Genomic DNA, 15,589 nt, shown 5'->3' with positions numbered 1-15,589 from the left:
TCTCTATGAGCAAGTTGAAGATTGCCGTCATCGTCGGCAGCACGCGCATTGGCCGTTTCGCCGAGCATCCGGCCAAGTGGATCGCCGAACTCGTCGGTCAGCGTTCCGAACTCGAAGTCGAAATTCTCGATCTTCTCGACTACCCCATGCATTTCTTCGGTGAAGCGCGCGCCACCGCGGCGGAAAACGAAACCGCCGAGCGTTGGAAGAAGAAGCTACGCGAATTCGATGGCTTCATCTTTACGGCCGCCGAATATAATCACGCCCCGACTGCCGTTCTGAAGAACGCGATCGATCTCGGCGAATTCATCCAGAAGCCGGTCGGCTTCGTCGGTTACGGCGGCGTCGGGGGCGCACGTGCGGTGGAACATCTTCGCCTGGTCTTCGTCGAAATGAGCGCGGTTTCCGTCAAGACGGCCGTTCACATCTCGTTCGGGGAATATCTCTCAGTTCTCAAGGAAGGCAAAAACCTCGGCGACTACGCGCATCTGAACGAAGCCGCCAAGAACCTGCTCGATCAGCTGACCTGGTGGGGCAATGCGCTGAAGGCGGCACGCGCCGTCGTTACGGCCGCTTAATTGGAATTTCCGTGTGCCGGGATGTTCGCATCCCGGCATTGCCTCAGATATCGTAAGTGTGCGCCGCATTGATGGTGGAGATAAAGCGCTTAGTGCGCTCCTTCTCCGGCGTATTGAAGATCGCCCTGGCGCTGCCCGTTTCGACCACGCTGCCGGCCTCCAGAAATACCACGTCATTGGCGATCTTGGAGGCGAGGCGGAGATCATGGGTCGCCATGACCATCGTCGTGCCTTCGCGGGCGAGCTGGCCCAGCACATCGACCACTTCTGCCGAAAGTTCGGGGTCGAGTGCCGATGTCGGTTCGTCACAGAGCAGGACGCGCGGCGAAGGCGCAAGAGCGCGGGCAATCGCCACACGCTGCTGCTGGCCGCCCGAAAGCGTCGAGGGCCAGGCATCGGTCTTGTGCGCCATGCCGACCTTGGTCAGCAGTTCCATCGCGCGTTCGCGGGCCTTTTCCTTCGGCCATTTCAGGACTGTGACCAGGCCTTCCATGACATTTTCGATCGCTGTCTGATGCGGGAAGAGCTGGAAGTTCTGAAAGACCATACCCGTCTGGCGACGGATCTTCTGGATCGCCTGCCAGCCGACACGCTTGCCGGGTGCGAAGGAAAGCGTTTCTTCGCCGAGGTGGATTACGCCTGCGGTCGGGATTTCCAGGAGATTGATGCAGCGAAGCAGCGTGCTCTTGCCGCCGCCGGACGGGCCGACGAGAGCCGTGACACTGCCTTCCGGAATGCGGATGCTGATGTCCTTCAGGATGACGGCGTCACCGAAGCGCTTTTCGATATTGGAAAGCTCGATCATGCATTTGCCTCCAGCATGCCGCCATAACGCGCGAAGCGGCGTTCCAGCCTTTGCTGCAGCGTTGAGAGCACGGAGCTCAGGGCAAGATAGATCAGCGCCGCTTCAATATAGAGGATCAGCGGCTCATAGGTGGTGGCGACGATGCGCTGTGCGGCCTGGAAGAGCTCCGGCACGGTGATGGCGGCCGCGAGCGAGGTATCCTTGACCAGCGAGATGAAAGTGTTCGACAGCGGCGGCACCGCAACGCGGGCGGCCTGCGGGAGAATGGTGCGGCTCATGGCTTGGCGCCAGTTCATGCCGATCGAATAGGCTGCTTCCCATTGACCCTTGGGCACGGAGGAGATGACGGCGCGGATGATCTCGGAGCTGTAGGCGCCGATATTCAGCGTGAAGCCGATCAGGGCCGCCGGAAAGGCATCAAGCAAGATACCGATGCTCGGCAGGCCGTAGAAGATGACGAAGAGCTGGACGAGCAGAGGCGTGCCGCGGATGACCCAGACATAAAAACGGGCAATGGCTGCAACAGGCTCCGGTCCGAAAAGACGGGCGATCGCGGTGATCAGGCCCAGGATTAATCCGAAGGCGAAGGAAAGCAGGGTCAAGGGGATGGTGAAGATCAGCCCCGCCCAGAGGAGCGAGGGAAGCGATTCCGCCATCAGTTGGAGCCAGTGCGGCAAGGGCGTGTCCTCAAGAAAAGACGCGTCCGGCGAGTGTTCGCCGGACGCTTTCTCATGCAGCTATAAATGATATGGGGGCAGCGCGAAACCGCCGGTCAGGACTTACTTGGAAACGTCCTGGCCGAAATACTTGTCGGCGATCTTCTTGTAGGTGCCGTCAGCCTTGATGTCGGCGAGCGCCTTGTTGATCGCTTCGAGCAGTCCCGGTTCGCCCTTGCGGATGATGATGCCGGAATAGTCAGCATTTTCCTGCTGGGCGACTATCTTCACCGGAGCGTCCGGCTTGTGCTTCTTGAAGTCCAGGAAGGAAAGGCTGTCATTGATCGTCGCATCGGCACGTTTCGTCAGGACGAGCTGGATCGACTGATCGAAGCCGTCGGTGCCGACGAGTTCGGCACCCGCCTCCGTGGCGAGCTTGCCGAAGTTGCTGGTCAGCGACTGAGCGGACTTCTTGCCCTTGAGATCGGCAAAGGACTTGATGCTGTCGTCGCCGTCGCGAACGATCAGTACGGCTTTCGACGCGATATAGGGTTCGGAGAAGTCGTACTTCTGCTTGCGCGCATCGGTGATGCCGACCTGGTTGATGACCGTGTCATAGCGCTTGGCGTCGAGGCCAGCGATCAGGCCGTCCCACTTGCCTTCAATGAACTCTGCCTTGACGCCGAGCTTGGTGGCGACTGCTTCGCCGATCTCAACGTCGAAGCCGACAAGCTTGCCGCTTTCGTCATGATAGGTGAACGGGGCATAGGTGCCTTCCGTGCCGATCTTGAACACGCCGGCAGACTTGATGGCGCTGAGGTTTTCGCCGGCATGGGCAGGCAGAAGGGCCGCAGCCTGAATGAGGGCAGCAGCGGCGACGGTTTTCAACCAGTTCATTGTTCTTCCATCCTTGGGAAAAGTGTGTTCGGATGGCTGATACATCGCAGAAAATTGCGGCATCGGAAGCGTAGAAAACTGCAAATAAAAGCGGCAACTGCGAATATTTTTCTCAAGCCGCCATTCTGGTTACGAATCCGGCTGAAACCGGTATCACGCCGCGGCTCGATGGCGCAGCCTCTCGCTGACGATAATGATAAAACCCGCTCCAAGGATCATGACCGCGCCGACAACGACATTGTGCGTCGGAATGTCGGCCCAGATCAGGTAGCCAAGGATGAAGGCCCAGACGAGTGAGGTATATTCGAAGGGTGCGAGCACCGAAACCGGCGCCTGGCGCATGCCTTCGAAAAGGGCGAACTGGGCGCAGCCGGCAACAACGCCGGTGCCGATAAGCAGACCGAGTTGTGTGAGGGTCGGCGTCTGCCAAGTATAGATGACGGCGATTCCGGTCATGATGAGGAAGAAGACATTGGAGACGGCTAGCTGAATTATGGTCTTTTCATGCAACGAGGTCTTACGGAGTAGCACCATGGCCGATGCCCAGAGCACGGCTGCCTGCAGCGCCAGGTAGACTGACCAGGAGATAGTCAGGCCGGCCGGATTGCAGGCGACGAGCACGCCCACGAAGCCGACGCCGACCGCAAGCCAACGTGCGGGTGTCACTTCCTCTCTCAGGATGAACCAAGCAAGCACGGTGCCGACGACGGGAGCGGCGTAGTAAAGGGTGGTGACTTCGGCGAGTTGCAGGTGGCTTGCGGCGGTATAGTAAGAAAGCCAGGCGCAAAGCAGCAGGATGCTGCGGGCGATCATCGGTTTGATGATCGGAGAGGTGACAGCCTGATGGACAAGTTTGCCGCGGCCATAGATGAGGCAGCCGACAAGGATCGTGAGGCTGCGGAAAAACAGGATCTGCCAGACGGGGATCGCTGATGTCAAAACCTTGACGATCGCGTCATGGAAGGTGAACGCCATATAGGCTGCTGTCGTGAGCACGATGCCCAAGCTGACGGAGTTTTTCACGGGAATACACCAGAGGCGGGCATGCCGGCAGGAATCGGGAATGCCTGATCGATATTCGTACCCTTGGAGCCGGTCAATAGGCCAGATTTCGCCCTGCTGGTGGAGCTTCGTTTCACAACGTCAGAAAACGTGTGACCGTGCATGTTGCATGCACGATCGTCAGTGTTTATGCATGATTGTAGGTTTTGATAGATTAATCTGGTAGGAACATGCAGGATTTCCTGTTGCGAGAACGTCAGAGTGTGATTTCCGAGCGGCTCAAGACGCATGGCCGCGTGCTGGCTGCGGAACTTGCGCTCGAATTCGGGGTCTCTGAAGACACGGTGCGGCGTGACCTGCGCGAGATGGCTGCAGCAGGCCTCTGCGAACGGGTCTATGGCGGAGCATTGCCGGTCTCGCCAGCGCGCGGGAGCCTGACCCAGCGCATGAGTTTTGGGGCCGACCGGAAGCAGGCTCTGGCGCGCGCCGCTGCAGGCGAAATCACCACCGGCATGACGGTTTTCTTCGATGCCGGCAGCACCAATCTGGCAATCGCCAATGCGTTGCCGGCTGATTTGCCGCTGACCGCAGCGACGAATGCGCCGGCGATCGCTGTGGCGCTGATCGAAAAACCTGAAGTCAACGTCATCCTGATCGGCGGCCTGGTCGACCGTCAGACCGGTGGCTCGCTCGGCGCCAAGGCCTTGCGCGACATGGAGCAGCTTTCGCCCGACCTCTGTATTGTGGGCGCCTGTGGCGTCGATATCGAGGCAGGATTGACGACGTTCGGCTTCGAGGACGCGGAGTTCAAGCGGTTCGCCTCGTCCAGGAGCAAGCGGATCATGGTTGCGGCCACATCGGAAAAATTCGGCACAGCAGCGCCGCACAGCGTTTTGCCGGTCGCGCATTGTGAATGCCTTGTCGTAGAGCATGACGCCGATGCTCTCATGCTCGAGGAATACCGTGCACGCGGGTGCCGGACGATCGTTGCGGAGAAGACGGCGTGAGGCCGTCCGGCCTTTATGGGGATCGGGCAGGCAAGCCCGATGAGAGGAAAGACAAGGAAATGGATAATAACGTGAGCACGGCTCCGAGGGTGCGGAGCAGCTTTATCACCAGGAGCAGGGCGGCGGTCTCGCTGCTCTTTCTCATGAACGGTTTCGTCATCGGCGGCTGGGCGCCAAAGATTCCTGACTTTGCCGAACGGCTTGATCTCACCAAGTTCGAACTCGGGCTGATGATCCTGGTCTTCGGTCTCGGTTCGCTCGTCATGATGCCGATCGCCGGCGCGCAGATCGCCAAGCATGGCTCGCGGGTTGTCGTGCAGGTACTGGCCGTATGCCTGTTGCCGATGCTTCTGGCGCTGACGGTGGCTCCCAACGTCATCACAGGGGGGATCTCGCTCTTTCTGTTCGGCGGTTTCATCGGCGCGATGGACGTCGCAATGAATGCCAATGCCGTGGCGGTGGAAAAATCCATGCGCCGTGCCATTATGTCGTCCTGCCATGCCTTCTGGAGTCTCGGCGGTTTGATCGGTTCCGGTCTCGGTGGCCTGGTGATCTCCAAACTCGGTATTCTTGGCCACGCGGAACTGGCGACCGTGCTTGCCGCGATCTTCCTTGCCATCGCCTGGCCGATGATCCTGGCCGACCCGCCGCATCCTGATACCAAGAAGGAGAAGACGAAGCTGCCGATGGTGCCGCTGCCGTGGCTGCTCGGTATAATGGCGCTACTCTGCATGGTGCCGGAAGGTGCGATCCTGGACTGGGGTGCGCTCTATCTCAGGCAGGAAATGGGTGCGTCGGTCGCCCTCTCCGGCCTCGGTTTTGCGGCCTTCTCGGCGACCATGGCGACCCTGCGCTTTGCCGGCGACCTGGTTCGCGACCGTCTCGGTGGCGTCAAGACGCTGCGTATCTGCACGCTGTTTGCGATTGCCGGTATGCTGCTTGCGAGCCTTGCGCCAAATGCGGAAATTGCCATCCTCGGCTTCGCGCTTTGCGGTATCGGCATTTCGAACATGGTGCCGATCGCCTTTTCGGCTGCGGGCAACATCCCCGGCCTGAAGCCCGGCATCGGTATCTCCGTCGTGACAACCATCGGCTATTCCGGCATGCTGGTTGCGCCTTCGGTGATCGGCTTCGTGGCTGAACATGTCGGCTTTGCGGCTGTCTTCATGGCGCTGCCGATGCTGCTACTCGTGGTTCTCGCATTCTCCAAGCTGGCGCGTTATGCTGACGGGGTCTCCGGTGGCGGCCACTGAGCCGCCGCCAAACAAAAGTGATATACGGGGCGGTTGACAAGCCTGCGGGCTTGATCCACCTGAAAGGCTCTGTTTTCCGGGTGTAAGAGCTCTTCATGTCTGCTTTCGATTTCGATCCGAAACCGCGCCGCGCCTCCGTTGCCGTTGATGTCGGCGGCGTCATCGTCGGCGGCGGTGCGCCGGTCGTCGTGCAATCCATGACCAACACCGATACGGCGGATGTGGATTCCACCGTCGCCCAGGTGGCCGCGCTCCATCGCGCCGGTTCCGAGCTTGTCCGCATCACCGTCGACCGCGACGAAAGTGCTGCCGCCGTGCCGAAGATCCGCGAGCGCCTGCTGCGCCTCGGCATGGATGTGCCGCTGATCGGCGACTTCCATTATATCGGCCATAAGCTGCTTGCCGATCATCCGGCCTGCGCCGAGGCTTTGGCGAAATACCGCATCAATCCGGGCAACGTCGGTTTCAAGGACAAGAAGGACAAGCAGTTCGCCGAAATCATCGAGATGGCAATTCGCTATAGCAAACCGGTGCGCATCGGCGTCAACTGGGGTTCGCTGGACCAGGAACTGCTGACGCAGCTGATGGACAAGAACCAGGCCGAGGGATCGCCGCTTTCTGCCCGGCAGGTGACGCATGAGGCGATCGTGCAGTCGGCGCTGCTGTCTGCCCAACTTGCCGAAGAGATCGGCTTGCCGCGCAACCGCATCATCCTTTCGGCCAAGGTCAGCCAGGTTCAGGATCTGATTGCCGTCAATTCGATGCTTGCCGAACGTTCCAACCACGCGCTGCATCTCGGCCTGACCGAAGCCGGCATGGGCACGAAAGGCATCGTCGCCTCTTCGGCTGCCATGGGCTATGTGCTGCAGAACGGCATCGGCGATACGATCCGCATTTCGCTGACGCCGGAGCCGAACGGTGACCGCACCCGCGAGGTGCAGGTGGCGCAGGAATTGCTCCAGGTCATGGGTTTCCGCCAGTTCGTGCCTGTCGTTGCGGCCTGTCCGGGCTGCGGGCGCACGACCTCGACGGTGTTCCAGGAACTCGCCCAGAACATCCAGAGTGACATCCGCAAGAATATGCCGATCTGGCGCGAGAAGTATCCGGGCGTGGAAGCGCTCAATGTCGCGGTCATGGGCTGTATCGTCAACGGACCGGGTGAAAGCAAGCATGCCGATATCGGCATTTCGCTCCCCGGCACCGGCGAGACGCCGGCTGCCCCCGTCTTCATCGACGGCAAGAAGGCCCTAACGTTACGCGGCCCGAGTATCGCCTCGGATTTCGAGGCGCTCGTCATCGACTATATTGAGAAGCGATTCGGCCAGAAGACGGCGGCGGAGTAGCTGCTCCGCTTTCGGTGGCCTGCTGCAGCAGGGCTGGATGGTGCCCCTGCTCTGTCTCAGTTCTTGCGTTCGGCCACGAAGTGGGCCGCAGTGATCAATAATGCGGCGCGTTCACCATAGGGGGCGAGCAGTTCTTCTGCATCCTCGACATGCCGGCGCAGCTGTTTGTCTGCCCATCCCATGCCATGAAGCCCCACGAGTGTTCCCTTGCCGCGGGCAGCATCCTTGCCGGTCGCTTTGCCCATCGTCTTGATATCGGAAGTCAGATCGAGAATATCATCGGCAAGCTGGAAGGCGAGGCCGATCTTTTCGCCGAAGCGGCGCAGGCGCCGCCGGTCTTCGGTAGACGCGCCGGCAATGATGGCGCCGGCCTCGCAGGCGAAGCGAATCAGCGCGCCCGTCTTCATCGCCTGCAGGCGAATGATGCCAGCTTCATCGGGCGCCTGAGTTTCCGCCGCAAGATCAAGGGCCTGTCCGCCGGCCATGCCGCCGAGGCCAGCGGCGCGGGCGATCGCCAGAACAAGTTCCGTCTTGCTGCGGTCCGGCAGGTCGGTTTCCGGCGCGGCGATGATGTCGAACGCGTAGGTCAGCAGGCTGTCGCCGGCCAGAATGGCGGTCGCTTCGTCGAATTTGATGTGTACGGTCGGCTTGCCGCGGCGTAGGTCGTCGTCGTCCATAGCCGGCAGATCGTCGTGAACGAGTGAATAGCAATGGATGCATTCGAGTGCCGCGCCGACGCGAAGCGCGGCCTGTCTGTTGCCGCCGAGAAGTGCTGCGCTTTCCACGACAAGGAAGGGGCGCAGGCGTTTGCCGCCATTCAGGACGGCGTAGTGCATGGCGCTACGCAAGAGGTCGGGGCGGGCGATCTCGTCGGACAGCACGGTAGGAGAGAGCAGGAGATCAAGCAGCGCCTCGATCTCGGCGGCACTGCTTTTCAACCGTGTCTCGAATGTTTCCCGCTTTGCGTCCATGCGCGCTCTTTGGCACGGCAGAATGGCTGCTGGCAACGGAATTGTCGATCACCGCGTCAAGATTTCCGCTGCACTCTGGCAATGCGGGTTTTCAGGCGGTATGACAGCGACGAGGGCGAAATCGGACTGGGACATTGGATATAGCGCCGCAGACAGAGGAAAGCGTCGAGGCGCCGGTTCACCGGCGTTGGCTTGGAGACCGCCAGGTGCTGAAACGCATTGTTCTTGCCGTTCTGGCGGTGCTGCTTTTTCCCTATTTGCTGATCCTTCTCTATCTGCTGCCCTTCATCCATCCGGTTTCGACGCTGATGCTGCGCGATCTCATGCTCCTGCGCGGTTACCACCGGCAGTGGGTGTCGATCGACGAGGTTGCGCCTGTGCTCGTGCAGTCGGTGATGATGTCGGAAGACGGACAGTATTGCTTCCACGGGGGCGTCGACTGGGCCGAGATGCGCATGCTGGTCGAAGACACGCTGAAGGGCCAGGAGACGCGCGGCGGCAGCACGATCCCCATGCAGACAGCGAAGAACCTCTTCCTCTGGAACAGCCGCTCCTTCATCCGCAAGGGATTGGAACTGCCACTGGCGGTTGGTTCCGACTTCGTCTGGTCGAAGCGGCGGCTGATGGAGATCTATCTCAATATCGCCGAATGGGGGCCAGGCATTTACGGTATCGAGGCGGCTGCGCAATATCACTTCAAGGTGCCTGCCTCGAAGCTTACACGCCGGCAGGCATCGTTGCTTGCGGTTTCCCTGCCGAACCCGATCGACCGCAATGCCGGAAAACCCGGGCGAGGCCTGCGCAGGCTTGCAGCGCTCATCGAACGGCGGGCGCAGGGCTCGGGCGATTACATCAAGTGTATCTATGATTGATATCAGAACTTGTCGTTGGTAGCGGCAAGTGTCATCTGACATTCTTGATCTTGCCATATGGGCGAATGCATCAGCAATCAAAGCCCCGAGTCCGCCCATGACCACCACGACACTTTCGCCCGAGCTGCTTCAGTATTCGAAGACCCATAATCCGGCTCCGCCGCGGCATCTGGGCTCCCGCTATCACAAGCTCGACGGCTTCTTGCCTGAGCAGGGTAACACGATCGTCTGCCATCCCCCGAGGGGCTCAAAAACGCAGCAGGTGCTGATCGAAGCGCGTGAGAGATATCTGGCGATGCCCGAGGCACCACAATTCATCTTCACGCCAATCACCAGCCTCCATATGACGCTCTTTGAAGGTGTGATCGAGACCGGCCGCAAGGAGAACCATTGGCCTGATAATATTCCGCTCGAGACGCCGATCGACGATATGACGGAGCTCATGGCGGCACGGCTCGAAGGTTTCACGATGTTCGATCCCTTCAACGTGGCAATCGTCGAAGCCCGTCCGTCCGGCCTGCTTCTCGAGGGCGCGACAGACGGTGACCGCAGGGTGATGCGCGCCTGGCGCGATGCATTCGCAGATCTCCTGGGTTATCGTCAGCCCAACCATGAGAACTACAAGTTCCACATGACCTTTGCCTACCCGATTGAGCGGTTAGAAGACGAGGCGCTGCCGCGCTGGCAGGCAATGCTTGACGAGGTGACAGAGTATATCCGCACCAAGGCGCCTGTGCTGGAACTCAATCCGCCGGCCTTCTGCGTGTTCGAGGATATGAACCACTTCCACGAAGTGCTGATTTTCGATTTCGAACCCTGACAGGAGAACACCATGGACAAGCTGAGGCTTTACATCGCCAATAAGAACTATTCTTCCTGGTCGTTCCGGCCGTGGATGGCGCTGATGGGCGTCGGCATCGATTTCGAGGAGGTGTTGATCCCCTTCGACTATCCGGGTGGTAACCCCAACATCAAGGCGGTCTCGCCGAGCGGCCATGTGCCCCTGCTGCAGCATGGTGCGCTGAAGATCTGGGAATCCTTCGCGATTATCGAATATGTGGCCGAGCTTTTTCCCGAATCAGGATTGCTGCCTGGGGATCGTGCCGAGCGGGCGCTTGCCCGTTCGGTTTCCATGGAGATGCTTTCGAGTTTCCGGGCATTGCGCAGCGCCTGCCCGATGAATATCCGCCGGCCGAAAGGCAAGATCGCACTTCCCGACGGGGTTTCCGCCGATATCAGCCGTATCGAGACGATCTGGCGCGATCTTCTGCAAAAATCCGGTGGCCCGTTCCTCTTCGGTGAATTCAGCGGGGTAGACGCGATGTTTGCGCCCGTCGTTAATCGCTTCGAGATCTATGATCTCGTCAGCGACAAGGATACACTGGCCTACATGGGTGCGATGAAGGCGCACCCGGCCTGGCGGCGGTGGGAAGAGGCGGCCCGCGTCGAGCCGTGGATCGTGGCGGAAGACGAGGTCTAATGAGAGAATCAGCCGCATCGCAAAAAATCCATATGGGGACTGGTCAAGGCCGCCCCTTGCATGTATAAGCGCGCAAAATTTCCGAAATCGCGACATGTCCGTTTCGGCCGCCAGTCTGGCCGTGGGAGTGTTTTGCCCGCAAGTGGAGTATGAGAAATGGCTGTACCGAAGAGAAAAACGAGCCCGTCCAAGCGCGGCATGCGCCGTTCGGCTGATGCGCTGAAGGCTCCGACCTACGTTGAAGACAAGAACTCCGGCGAACTGCGCCGCCCGCACCATATCGATCTGAAGACCGGTATGTACCGTGGCCGTCAGGTTCTGACGCCGAAGGAAAACGCATAATTTCTACGCGGCATGTCCGATGAAAGTTTTGAAGGCCGGCTCGACGCCGGCCTTTTTCTTTTCAAGATATTATAATCTTCGATGCCTTGAAGTGAGACGGTGATGTCAGGCAGTATTCCCTAGAGGTCAGGGAGATTTTTCTGCATGATTACCGCAATGCCGCTGATGGTTATTCCATTTATTCTTTACAATCTGGCGATGCTGGGCCTGATGGGTGGTGGCGGAATTCCCTCGCTCCAGCACGACGTGATCGTGCTGTCGATGCTCTCAGGCGCGATGTGGAGCATGGCGCTCGGCGATCTCTTCATCGTCGTGGCGCTCGTCGTGCTCTTCTTGGAGATCCTGAAGGCGACCCGGAACGGTTCCGGCAACCTGATCAATCATATGCTGTCGATGCTGGTCTTCATCGCCTTCCTGGTCGAGTTTCTTCTCGTCCAGGACGCGGCGACCCAGGTCTTCTTCATTCTGATGACCATTGCGCTGATCGACGTTATCGGCGGCTTTGCAGTGTCGATCCGCAGCGCCGGCCGGGACGTCTCGATCGGTCTATAGGCTGTCGAGCTTGTTCTGCAGCGCGCGAAGCTGTTCCTTCAGCTCGTCGATGTCCTTGGCCTCCGCCTTGCGGGTTTCCTTGGGCGGCGGCGTCATGAAGGGCGAGAACATCTGCATGGCCTGCTGGAACATCTCGGTGTTCCGGCGGACCTGATCCTCGACCATCTGCATGGGAAGCTGAAGGTTTTTGCCGAGCGGCGTTTCGCCGAAAGCGCGGTTCACCTGCTCGCGGATCTGCGACTGCTGTTCCGTGAAAGCGCGCATGGAATGCTCCAGGAAGCTCGGAACGACCATCTGCATCTGGTCACCATAGTAGGTGATGAGCTGACGCAGGAAGGAGATCGGAAGCAGTGTGTTGCCGGTCTTCGATTCCTGCTCGAAAATAATCTGGGTCAATACCGAATGCGTGATGTCGTCACCGCTTTTGGCGTCCTGGACGACAAAGTCCTCCCCCTTCTTCACCATCTCCGCCAGGTCTTCCAGCGTCACATAGGTGCTGGTGCCCGTATTGTATAAGCGGCGATTGGCATATTTCTTGATTACGATCTGACCCTCGGTCTTTGCCATATCAGTCTCCGAACCCCATCTGATTGTATGTATACTCCTCCACCAGAGACTGTAGACGCAAAAGAAGGGCGGTGACAATCTCTTTGTGCGATGCGGCAAGCCCTTTCCCCGTACGGATAAATCCATTCGAGGGCGCTGCAGCAGATGCCGGGGCAGTCTTGGCATTTGACTTGCGCCTGCAGCTTTGTCAGTTTCCACTTATATGTGTGACGAGAAATGAGGAAACATCCCATGAGCAGTTCATCCGTCGTCATCGCCAGCGCAGCGCGCACCGCTGTCGGTTCCTTCAACGGTGCTTTCGGCACAATTCCCGCTCACGAACTCGGTGCGGCGGCCGTCAAGGGCGCGCTGGAGCGGGCAGGTGTTTCTCCTGAAGACGTGGACGAGGTCATCCTTGGCCAGGTCCTGCAGGCTGGCGAAGGCCAGAACCCGGCCCGTCAGGCCGCAATGAAGGCCGGCGTTCCCAAGGAAGCGACAGCCTGGAGCGTCAACCAGCTCTGTGGTTCCGGCCTGCGTGCCGTTGCACTCGGGATGCAGCAGATCGCGCTTGGCGATGCGAAGATCATCGTCGCCGGCGGGCAGGAATCCATGTCGATGGCGCCGCATGCAGCGCATTTGCGCGGGGGCGTGAAGATGGGCGACATGAAGATGATCGACACCATGATCAAGGATGGCCTGACCGACGCCTTCTATGGCTACCACATGGGCATTACCGCGGAAAATATCGCGCGCCAGTGGCAGCTTTCGCGCGACGACCAGGACCAGTTCGCCGTCAGTTCGCAGAACAAGGCCGAGGCCGCGCAGAAGGGCGGCCGGTTCAAGGACGAAATCGTTCCTTTCGTCATTCAAGGTCGCAAGGGCGATGTGACCGTCGATGCCGACGAATATATCCGTCATGGTGCCACGATGGAGGCGATGGCCAAGCTGCGGCCCGCCTTCGACAAGGACGGCACGGTGACGGCGGCAAATGCTTCCGGTCTCAATGACGGCGCTGCCGCGACCGTGCTGATGAGCGAAGCGGAAGCGTCGCGACGCGGTATCCAGCCGCTTGCCCGCATCGTTTCCTGGGCAACGGCCGGTGTCGATCCGCAGGTCATGGGCACAGGCCCGATCCCCGCCTCCCGCAAGGCGCTGGAAAAGGCCGGCTGGTCCGTCGGCGATCTCGACCTCGTCGAGGCCAATGAGGCCTTCGCGGCCCAGGCCTGCGCCGTCAACAAGGATCTCGGCTGGGATCCTGCTATCGTCAACGTCAATGGCGGCGCGATTGCGATCGGTCATCCGATCGGCGCTTCAGGTGCGCGTGTCCTCAATACGCTGCTCTTCGAGATGAAGCGTCGGGGCGCCAAAAAAGGACTGGCTACATTGTGCATCGGTGGCGGCATGGGTGTCGCGATGTGTTTTGAGGCAATATAAATAGCGTACGATGCATGTTTCTTGAGGCCTGCCTGAGAGCAGGCTGACAACAACAGGGGAGCGGAACATGAGCAGGGTGGCTCTGGTCACTGGTGGTACGCGCGGTATTGGCGCGGCAATTTCGATGTCGCTGAAGAATGCCGGCTATAAGGTTGCCGCCAACTATGCCGGCAATGATGAAAAGGCCAGGGCATTTCACGATGTTACCGGCATTCCGGCCTTCAAGTGGGACGTGTCCGACTATGTCGCCTGCGGCGAGGGTATCACGAGGGTTCAGGCCGAGCTCGGCCCGGTCGAAATCCTCGTCAACAATGCCGGCATCACGCGTGATGCGATGTTCCACAAGATGACGCCGCAGCAGTGGCACGAGGTGATCAATACCAACCTCACCGGCCTCTTCAACATGACGCATCATGTCTGGAGCGGCATGCGCGACCGCAGCTTCGGGCGCATCGTCAATATCTCCTCCATCAACGGCCAGAAGGGCCAGATGGGACAAGCGAATTATTCCGCCGCCAAGGCCGGTGACCTCGGCTTCACCAAGGCGCTCGCTCAGGAGGGCGCTGTCAAGAACATTACCGTCAACGCCATCTGCCCCGGTTACATCGGTACGGAGATGGTGCTGGCCGTGCCGGAAAAGGTGCTGAATGAGAAGATCATTCCGCAAATCCCGGTCGGGCGCCTCGGTGAACCCGAGGAGATCGCGCGTTGCGTGACTTTTCTCGTTTCGGACGACGCCGGTTTCATCACCGGCTCGACGCTGACGGCCAATGGCGGTCAGTTCTTCGTCTGAGCCTATTTTTTCTGATTGTGGGCATAGTTGCTCGGGAAGCTGCCGGTGCCGTCATAGGGGGCCGGCGGATGTGCCATAGCCCGCGAAGGCAATGGTGATGAGGGCGGGGATCACGATGATCCTGTTGATGGCCGTGTCTCCCGCGGACGGCGCTCAAATATTTACCGTCACGCGGTTTTCGGTTTCTTTGATGGTGTCAGCGTTTGGATGATACCGTCTGTTGGCCTTGACGGGCACCTTCTGGAAAGCGCGGTCTTGGCTGCGGAGAGCGGCAATTGCTGTCGTAAGAAAGGCCGTGGCGATCAGGACGGCGACGGCGGAATTGAGCAGGATGTGGGCCATGATGGCGTTCCTTTCCACTCGCAGGCGGCAGGTGCTCTGCCCTTGCGATCTTGAAAGGAATATGCGCCTGGCTTCGGCGGCGCGGTAGATTTGACTTCAGCGACCAATGTCAACGCCATGTTGACGATAAACGCGCGCAAGAAAAACGGACGCCGAAGCGCCCGTTCAAAATTTCCGATGGGGCGATGCTGATTAGCGGCAGCGAGCTTCGTAGCGGCGACCGTAGCGGTCGCGATAGATGCAGTAGCCGCGGCGTTCAACCGACTGGCCGATCAGTGCGCCTGTCAGACCGCCGGCGACTGCGCCAACTGCCGCGCCACCCCAGCTGTTGCTGACGGCGCCGCCGATGATGGCGCCCGTGCCCGCACCAATCGCCGTGCCCTGCTCCGTTGGGGTGCAGGAGGCGAGAGCGCCAATGAGAGCGCAGCTAAGAACAATCTTTTTCATGTCTAACTCCCCAGGTTACCGGCCTTTAAATTCGGCCCATCAGTACAAGAATGATAATGATGACGAGAACTAACCCCAAACCACCCGAAGGTCCATAGCCCCAGCCGCGGCTATAACCCCAATTCGGCAAGGCGCCGACCAATAATAGAATAAGGATAATAAGAAGTATCGTGCCAAGCATGGTGTTTGTCCTGCCTCGTTCTCATTTCGACTGGACTAGAAACCCGCATCCGCGATTTTTGTTCCCGGCTAAACTCTCAGAATATCAC

The 15,589-nt window shown here is 59.6% G+C and carries 20 protein-coding genes; 11 read left to right on the top strand and 9 right to left on the bottom strand.

Annotation, left to right across the window (positions count from 1 at the left end):
- Positions 1-5: 5 nt before the first annotated feature.
- Positions 6-578 carry an NADPH-dependent FMN reductase gene (locus ACK9YZ_RS20215; protein WP_416064956.1) on the top strand — a complete coding sequence of 191 codons (573 nt, stop codon included), beginning with the start codon at positions 6-8 and terminating at the stop codon, positions 576-578.
- Positions 579-621: 43 nt separating this feature from the next.
- On the opposite strand, the gene ACK9YZ_RS20210 is transcribed toward ACK9YZ_RS20215, so the two are convergent.
- From ACK9YZ_RS20210 to ACK9YZ_RS20195, 4 genes are all read right to left on the bottom strand, one after another.
- Positions 622-1,383, bottom strand: a complete 762-nt coding sequence (locus ACK9YZ_RS20210) for an amino acid ABC transporter ATP-binding protein (RefSeq protein ID WP_416064955.1) — start codon at positions 1,381-1,383, stop codon at positions 622-624.
- A complete protein-coding gene (locus ACK9YZ_RS20205; RefSeq protein WP_216756314.1) occupies positions 1,380-2,060 on the bottom strand; it encodes an amino acid ABC transporter permease in 681 nt (226 codons plus the stop codon). Before ACK9YZ_RS20205 ends, ACK9YZ_RS20210 begins: the two co-directional genes overlap by 4 nt.
- Before the next feature lie 102 nt (positions 2,061-2,162).
- Complete coding sequence (locus tag ACK9YZ_RS20200) at positions 2,163-2,936, bottom strand: amino acid ABC transporter substrate-binding protein (RefSeq protein WP_416064954.1); 774 nt, start codon at positions 2,934-2,936, stop codon at positions 2,163-2,165.
- A gap of 153 nt (positions 2,937-3,089) precedes the next feature.
- Positions 3,090-3,959 carry a DMT family transporter gene (locus tag ACK9YZ_RS20195; protein WP_416064953.1) on the bottom strand — a complete coding sequence of 290 codons (870 nt, stop codon included), beginning with the start codon at positions 3,957-3,959 and terminating at the stop codon, positions 3,090-3,092.
- 209 nt (positions 3,960-4,168) lie between these two features.
- Between ACK9YZ_RS20195 and ACK9YZ_RS20190 the strand changes: the two genes are divergently transcribed.
- The 3 genes from ACK9YZ_RS20190 to ispG all read left to right on the top strand — a co-directional run bounded on the left by ACK9YZ_RS20190 (position 4,169) and on the right by ispG (position 7,541).
- Positions 4,169-4,945 carry a DeoR/GlpR family DNA-binding transcription regulator gene (locus tag ACK9YZ_RS20190; RefSeq protein ID WP_416064952.1) on the top strand — a complete coding sequence of 259 codons (777 nt, stop codon included), beginning with the start codon at positions 4,169-4,171 and terminating at the stop codon, positions 4,943-4,945.
- Positions 4,946-5,004: 59 nt separating this feature from the next.
- Positions 5,005-6,198: an MFS transporter gene (locus ACK9YZ_RS20185; RefSeq protein ID WP_416064951.1), complete on the top strand. Its 1,194-nt coding sequence runs from the start codon at positions 5,005-5,007 to the stop codon at positions 6,196-6,198.
- Positions 6,199-6,293: 95 nt separating this feature from the next.
- On the top strand, positions 6,294-7,541 hold the full coding sequence (gene ispG / locus ACK9YZ_RS20180; RefSeq protein WP_416064950.1) for a flavodoxin-dependent (E)-4-hydroxy-3-methylbut-2-enyl-diphosphate synthase: 1,248 nt from the start codon (positions 6,294-6,296) through the stop codon (positions 7,539-7,541).
- A 56-nt stretch (positions 7,542-7,597) separates the two neighbouring features.
- Here ispG and ACK9YZ_RS20175 read toward each other — a convergent pair whose 3' ends face one another.
- Positions 7,598-8,512 (bottom strand): polyprenyl synthetase family protein, encoded by a 915-nt coding sequence (locus ACK9YZ_RS20175; RefSeq protein WP_216756309.1) that lies wholly within the window; start codon positions 8,510-8,512, stop codon positions 7,598-7,600.
- Positions 8,513-8,646: 134 nt separating this feature from the next.
- Here ACK9YZ_RS20175 and mtgA point away from each other — a divergent pair, with 134 nt between their 5' ends.
- The 5 genes from mtgA (at position 8,647) to ACK9YZ_RS20150 (ending at position 11,758) form a co-directional block, all read left to right on the top strand.
- Positions 8,647-9,384, top strand: a complete 738-nt coding sequence (gene mtgA, locus ACK9YZ_RS20170) for a monofunctional biosynthetic peptidoglycan transglycosylase (protein WP_416064949.1) — start codon at positions 8,647-8,649, stop codon at positions 9,382-9,384.
- Positions 9,385-9,481: 97 nt separating this feature from the next.
- A complete protein-coding gene (locus tag ACK9YZ_RS20165) occupies positions 9,482-10,204 on the top strand; it encodes a DUF1868 domain-containing protein (RefSeq protein ID WP_216756307.1) in 723 nt (240 codons plus the stop codon).
- Between the two features lie 12 nt (positions 10,205-10,216).
- A complete protein-coding gene (locus ACK9YZ_RS20160) occupies positions 10,217-10,864 on the top strand; it encodes a glutathione S-transferase family protein (RefSeq protein WP_216756306.1) in 648 nt (215 codons plus the stop codon).
- A gap of 156 nt (positions 10,865-11,020) precedes the next feature.
- Complete coding sequence (rpmF, locus tag ACK9YZ_RS20155) at positions 11,021-11,206, top strand: 50S ribosomal protein L32 (protein WP_026186748.1); 186 nt, start codon at positions 11,021-11,023, stop codon at positions 11,204-11,206.
- 144 nt (positions 11,207-11,350) lie between these two features.
- Positions 11,351-11,758: a hypothetical protein gene (locus ACK9YZ_RS20150; RefSeq protein ID WP_216756305.1), complete on the top strand. Its 408-nt coding sequence runs from the start codon at positions 11,351-11,353 to the stop codon at positions 11,756-11,758.
- On the opposite strand, the gene phaR is transcribed toward ACK9YZ_RS20150, so the two are convergent.
- Positions 11,753-12,325 carry a polyhydroxyalkanoate synthesis repressor PhaR gene (gene phaR / locus ACK9YZ_RS20145; protein ID WP_112544842.1) on the bottom strand — a complete coding sequence of 191 codons (573 nt, stop codon included), beginning with the start codon at positions 12,323-12,325 and terminating at the stop codon, positions 11,753-11,755. The two genes, ACK9YZ_RS20150 and phaR, sit on opposite strands and share 6 nt — an antisense overlap.
- Before the next feature lie 231 nt (positions 12,326-12,556).
- Between phaR and ACK9YZ_RS20140 the strand changes: the two genes are divergently transcribed.
- Positions 12,557-13,738 (top strand): acetyl-CoA C-acetyltransferase, encoded by a 1,182-nt coding sequence (locus ACK9YZ_RS20140; protein ID WP_216756304.1) that lies wholly within the window; start codon positions 12,557-12,559, stop codon positions 13,736-13,738.
- A gap of 67 nt (positions 13,739-13,805) precedes the next feature.
- Complete coding sequence (locus ACK9YZ_RS20135; RefSeq protein WP_416064948.1) at positions 13,806-14,531, top strand: beta-ketoacyl-ACP reductase; 726 nt, start codon at positions 13,806-13,808, stop codon at positions 14,529-14,531.
- Between the two features lie 153 nt (positions 14,532-14,684).
- Here the strand turns inward: ACK9YZ_RS20135 and ACK9YZ_RS20130 are convergent, their stop codons facing one another.
- From ACK9YZ_RS20130 to ACK9YZ_RS20120, 3 genes are all read right to left on the bottom strand, one after another.
- On the bottom strand, positions 14,685-14,873 hold the full coding sequence (locus tag ACK9YZ_RS20130; RefSeq protein ID WP_216756302.1) for a hypothetical protein: 189 nt from the start codon (positions 14,871-14,873) through the stop codon (positions 14,685-14,687).
- A gap of 192 nt (positions 14,874-15,065) precedes the next feature.
- The gene (locus ACK9YZ_RS20125; RefSeq protein WP_007825452.1) at positions 15,066-15,320 is read right to left on the bottom strand and encodes a YMGG-like glycine zipper-containing protein; all 255 of its coding nucleotides are present in this window, start codon (positions 15,318-15,320) and stop codon (positions 15,066-15,068) included.
- A 25-nt stretch (positions 15,321-15,345) separates the two neighbouring features.
- Complete coding sequence (locus ACK9YZ_RS20120; protein WP_007825451.1) at positions 15,346-15,501, bottom strand: DUF3309 family protein; 156 nt, start codon at positions 15,499-15,501, stop codon at positions 15,346-15,348.
- Positions 15,502-15,589 lie beyond the last annotated feature (88 nt).

The organism is Rhizobium sp. ZK1 (assembly GCF_047782645.1).
Classification (GTDB): Bacteria; Pseudomonadota; Alphaproteobacteria; order Rhizobiales; family Rhizobiaceae; genus Rhizobium.
This window is presented reverse-complemented; position numbering and strand designations above follow the sequence as displayed.

Excerpts from the sequence above, each read along its gene's own strand:
- ACK9YZ_RS20215 (WP_416064956.1), top strand. The coding sequence starts at position 6 with ATGAGCAAGTTGAAGATTGCCGTCATCGTCGGCAGCACGCGCATTGGC.
- ACK9YZ_RS20210 (WP_416064955.1), bottom strand. The coding sequence starts at position 1,383 with ATGATCGAGCTTTCCAATATCGAAAAGCGCTTCGGTGACGCCGTCATC.
- ACK9YZ_RS20200 (WP_416064954.1), bottom strand. The coding sequence starts at position 2,936 with ATGAACTGGTTGAAAACCGTCGCCGCTGCTGCCCTCATTCAGGCTGCG.
- ACK9YZ_RS20190 (WP_416064952.1), top strand. The coding sequence starts at position 4,169 with ATGCAGGATTTCCTGTTGCGAGAACGTCAGAGTGTGATTTCCGAGCGG.
- ACK9YZ_RS20185 (WP_416064951.1), top strand. The coding sequence starts at position 5,005 with ATGGATAATAACGTGAGCACGGCTCCGAGGGTGCGGAGCAGCTTTATC.
- ispG (WP_416064950.1), top strand. The coding sequence starts at position 6,294 with ATGTCTGCTTTCGATTTCGATCCGAAACCGCGCCGCGCCTCCGTTGCC.
- ACK9YZ_RS20175 (WP_216756309.1), bottom strand. The coding sequence starts at position 8,512 with ATGGACGCAAAGCGGGAAACATTCGAGACACGGTTGAAAAGCAGTGCC.
- ACK9YZ_RS20165 (WP_216756307.1), top strand. The coding sequence starts at position 9,482 with ATGACCACCACGACACTTTCGCCCGAGCTGCTTCAGTATTCGAAGACC.
- ACK9YZ_RS20160 (WP_216756306.1), top strand. The coding sequence starts at position 10,217 with ATGGACAAGCTGAGGCTTTACATCGCCAATAAGAACTATTCTTCCTGG.
- rpmF (WP_026186748.1), top strand. The coding sequence starts at position 11,021 with ATGGCTGTACCGAAGAGAAAAACGAGCCCGTCCAAGCGCGGCATGCGC.
- ACK9YZ_RS20150 (WP_216756305.1), top strand. The coding sequence starts at position 11,351 with ATGATTACCGCAATGCCGCTGATGGTTATTCCATTTATTCTTTACAAT.
- phaR (WP_112544842.1), bottom strand. The coding sequence starts at position 12,325 with ATGGCAAAGACCGAGGGTCAGATCGTAATCAAGAAATATGCCAATCGC.
- ACK9YZ_RS20140 (WP_216756304.1), top strand. The coding sequence starts at position 12,557 with ATGAGCAGTTCATCCGTCGTCATCGCCAGCGCAGCGCGCACCGCTGTC.
- ACK9YZ_RS20135 (WP_416064948.1), top strand. The coding sequence starts at position 13,806 with ATGAGCAGGGTGGCTCTGGTCACTGGTGGTACGCGCGGTATTGGCGCG.
- ACK9YZ_RS20130 (WP_216756302.1), bottom strand. The coding sequence starts at position 14,873 with ATGGCCCACATCCTGCTCAATTCCGCCGTCGCCGTCCTGATCGCCACG.
- ACK9YZ_RS20125 (WP_007825452.1), bottom strand. The coding sequence starts at position 15,320 with ATGAAAAAGATTGTTCTTAGCTGCGCTCTCATTGGCGCTCTCGCCTCC.
- ACK9YZ_RS20120 (WP_007825451.1), bottom strand. The coding sequence starts at position 15,501 with ATGCTTGGCACGATACTTCTTATTATCCTTATTCTATTATTGGTCGGC.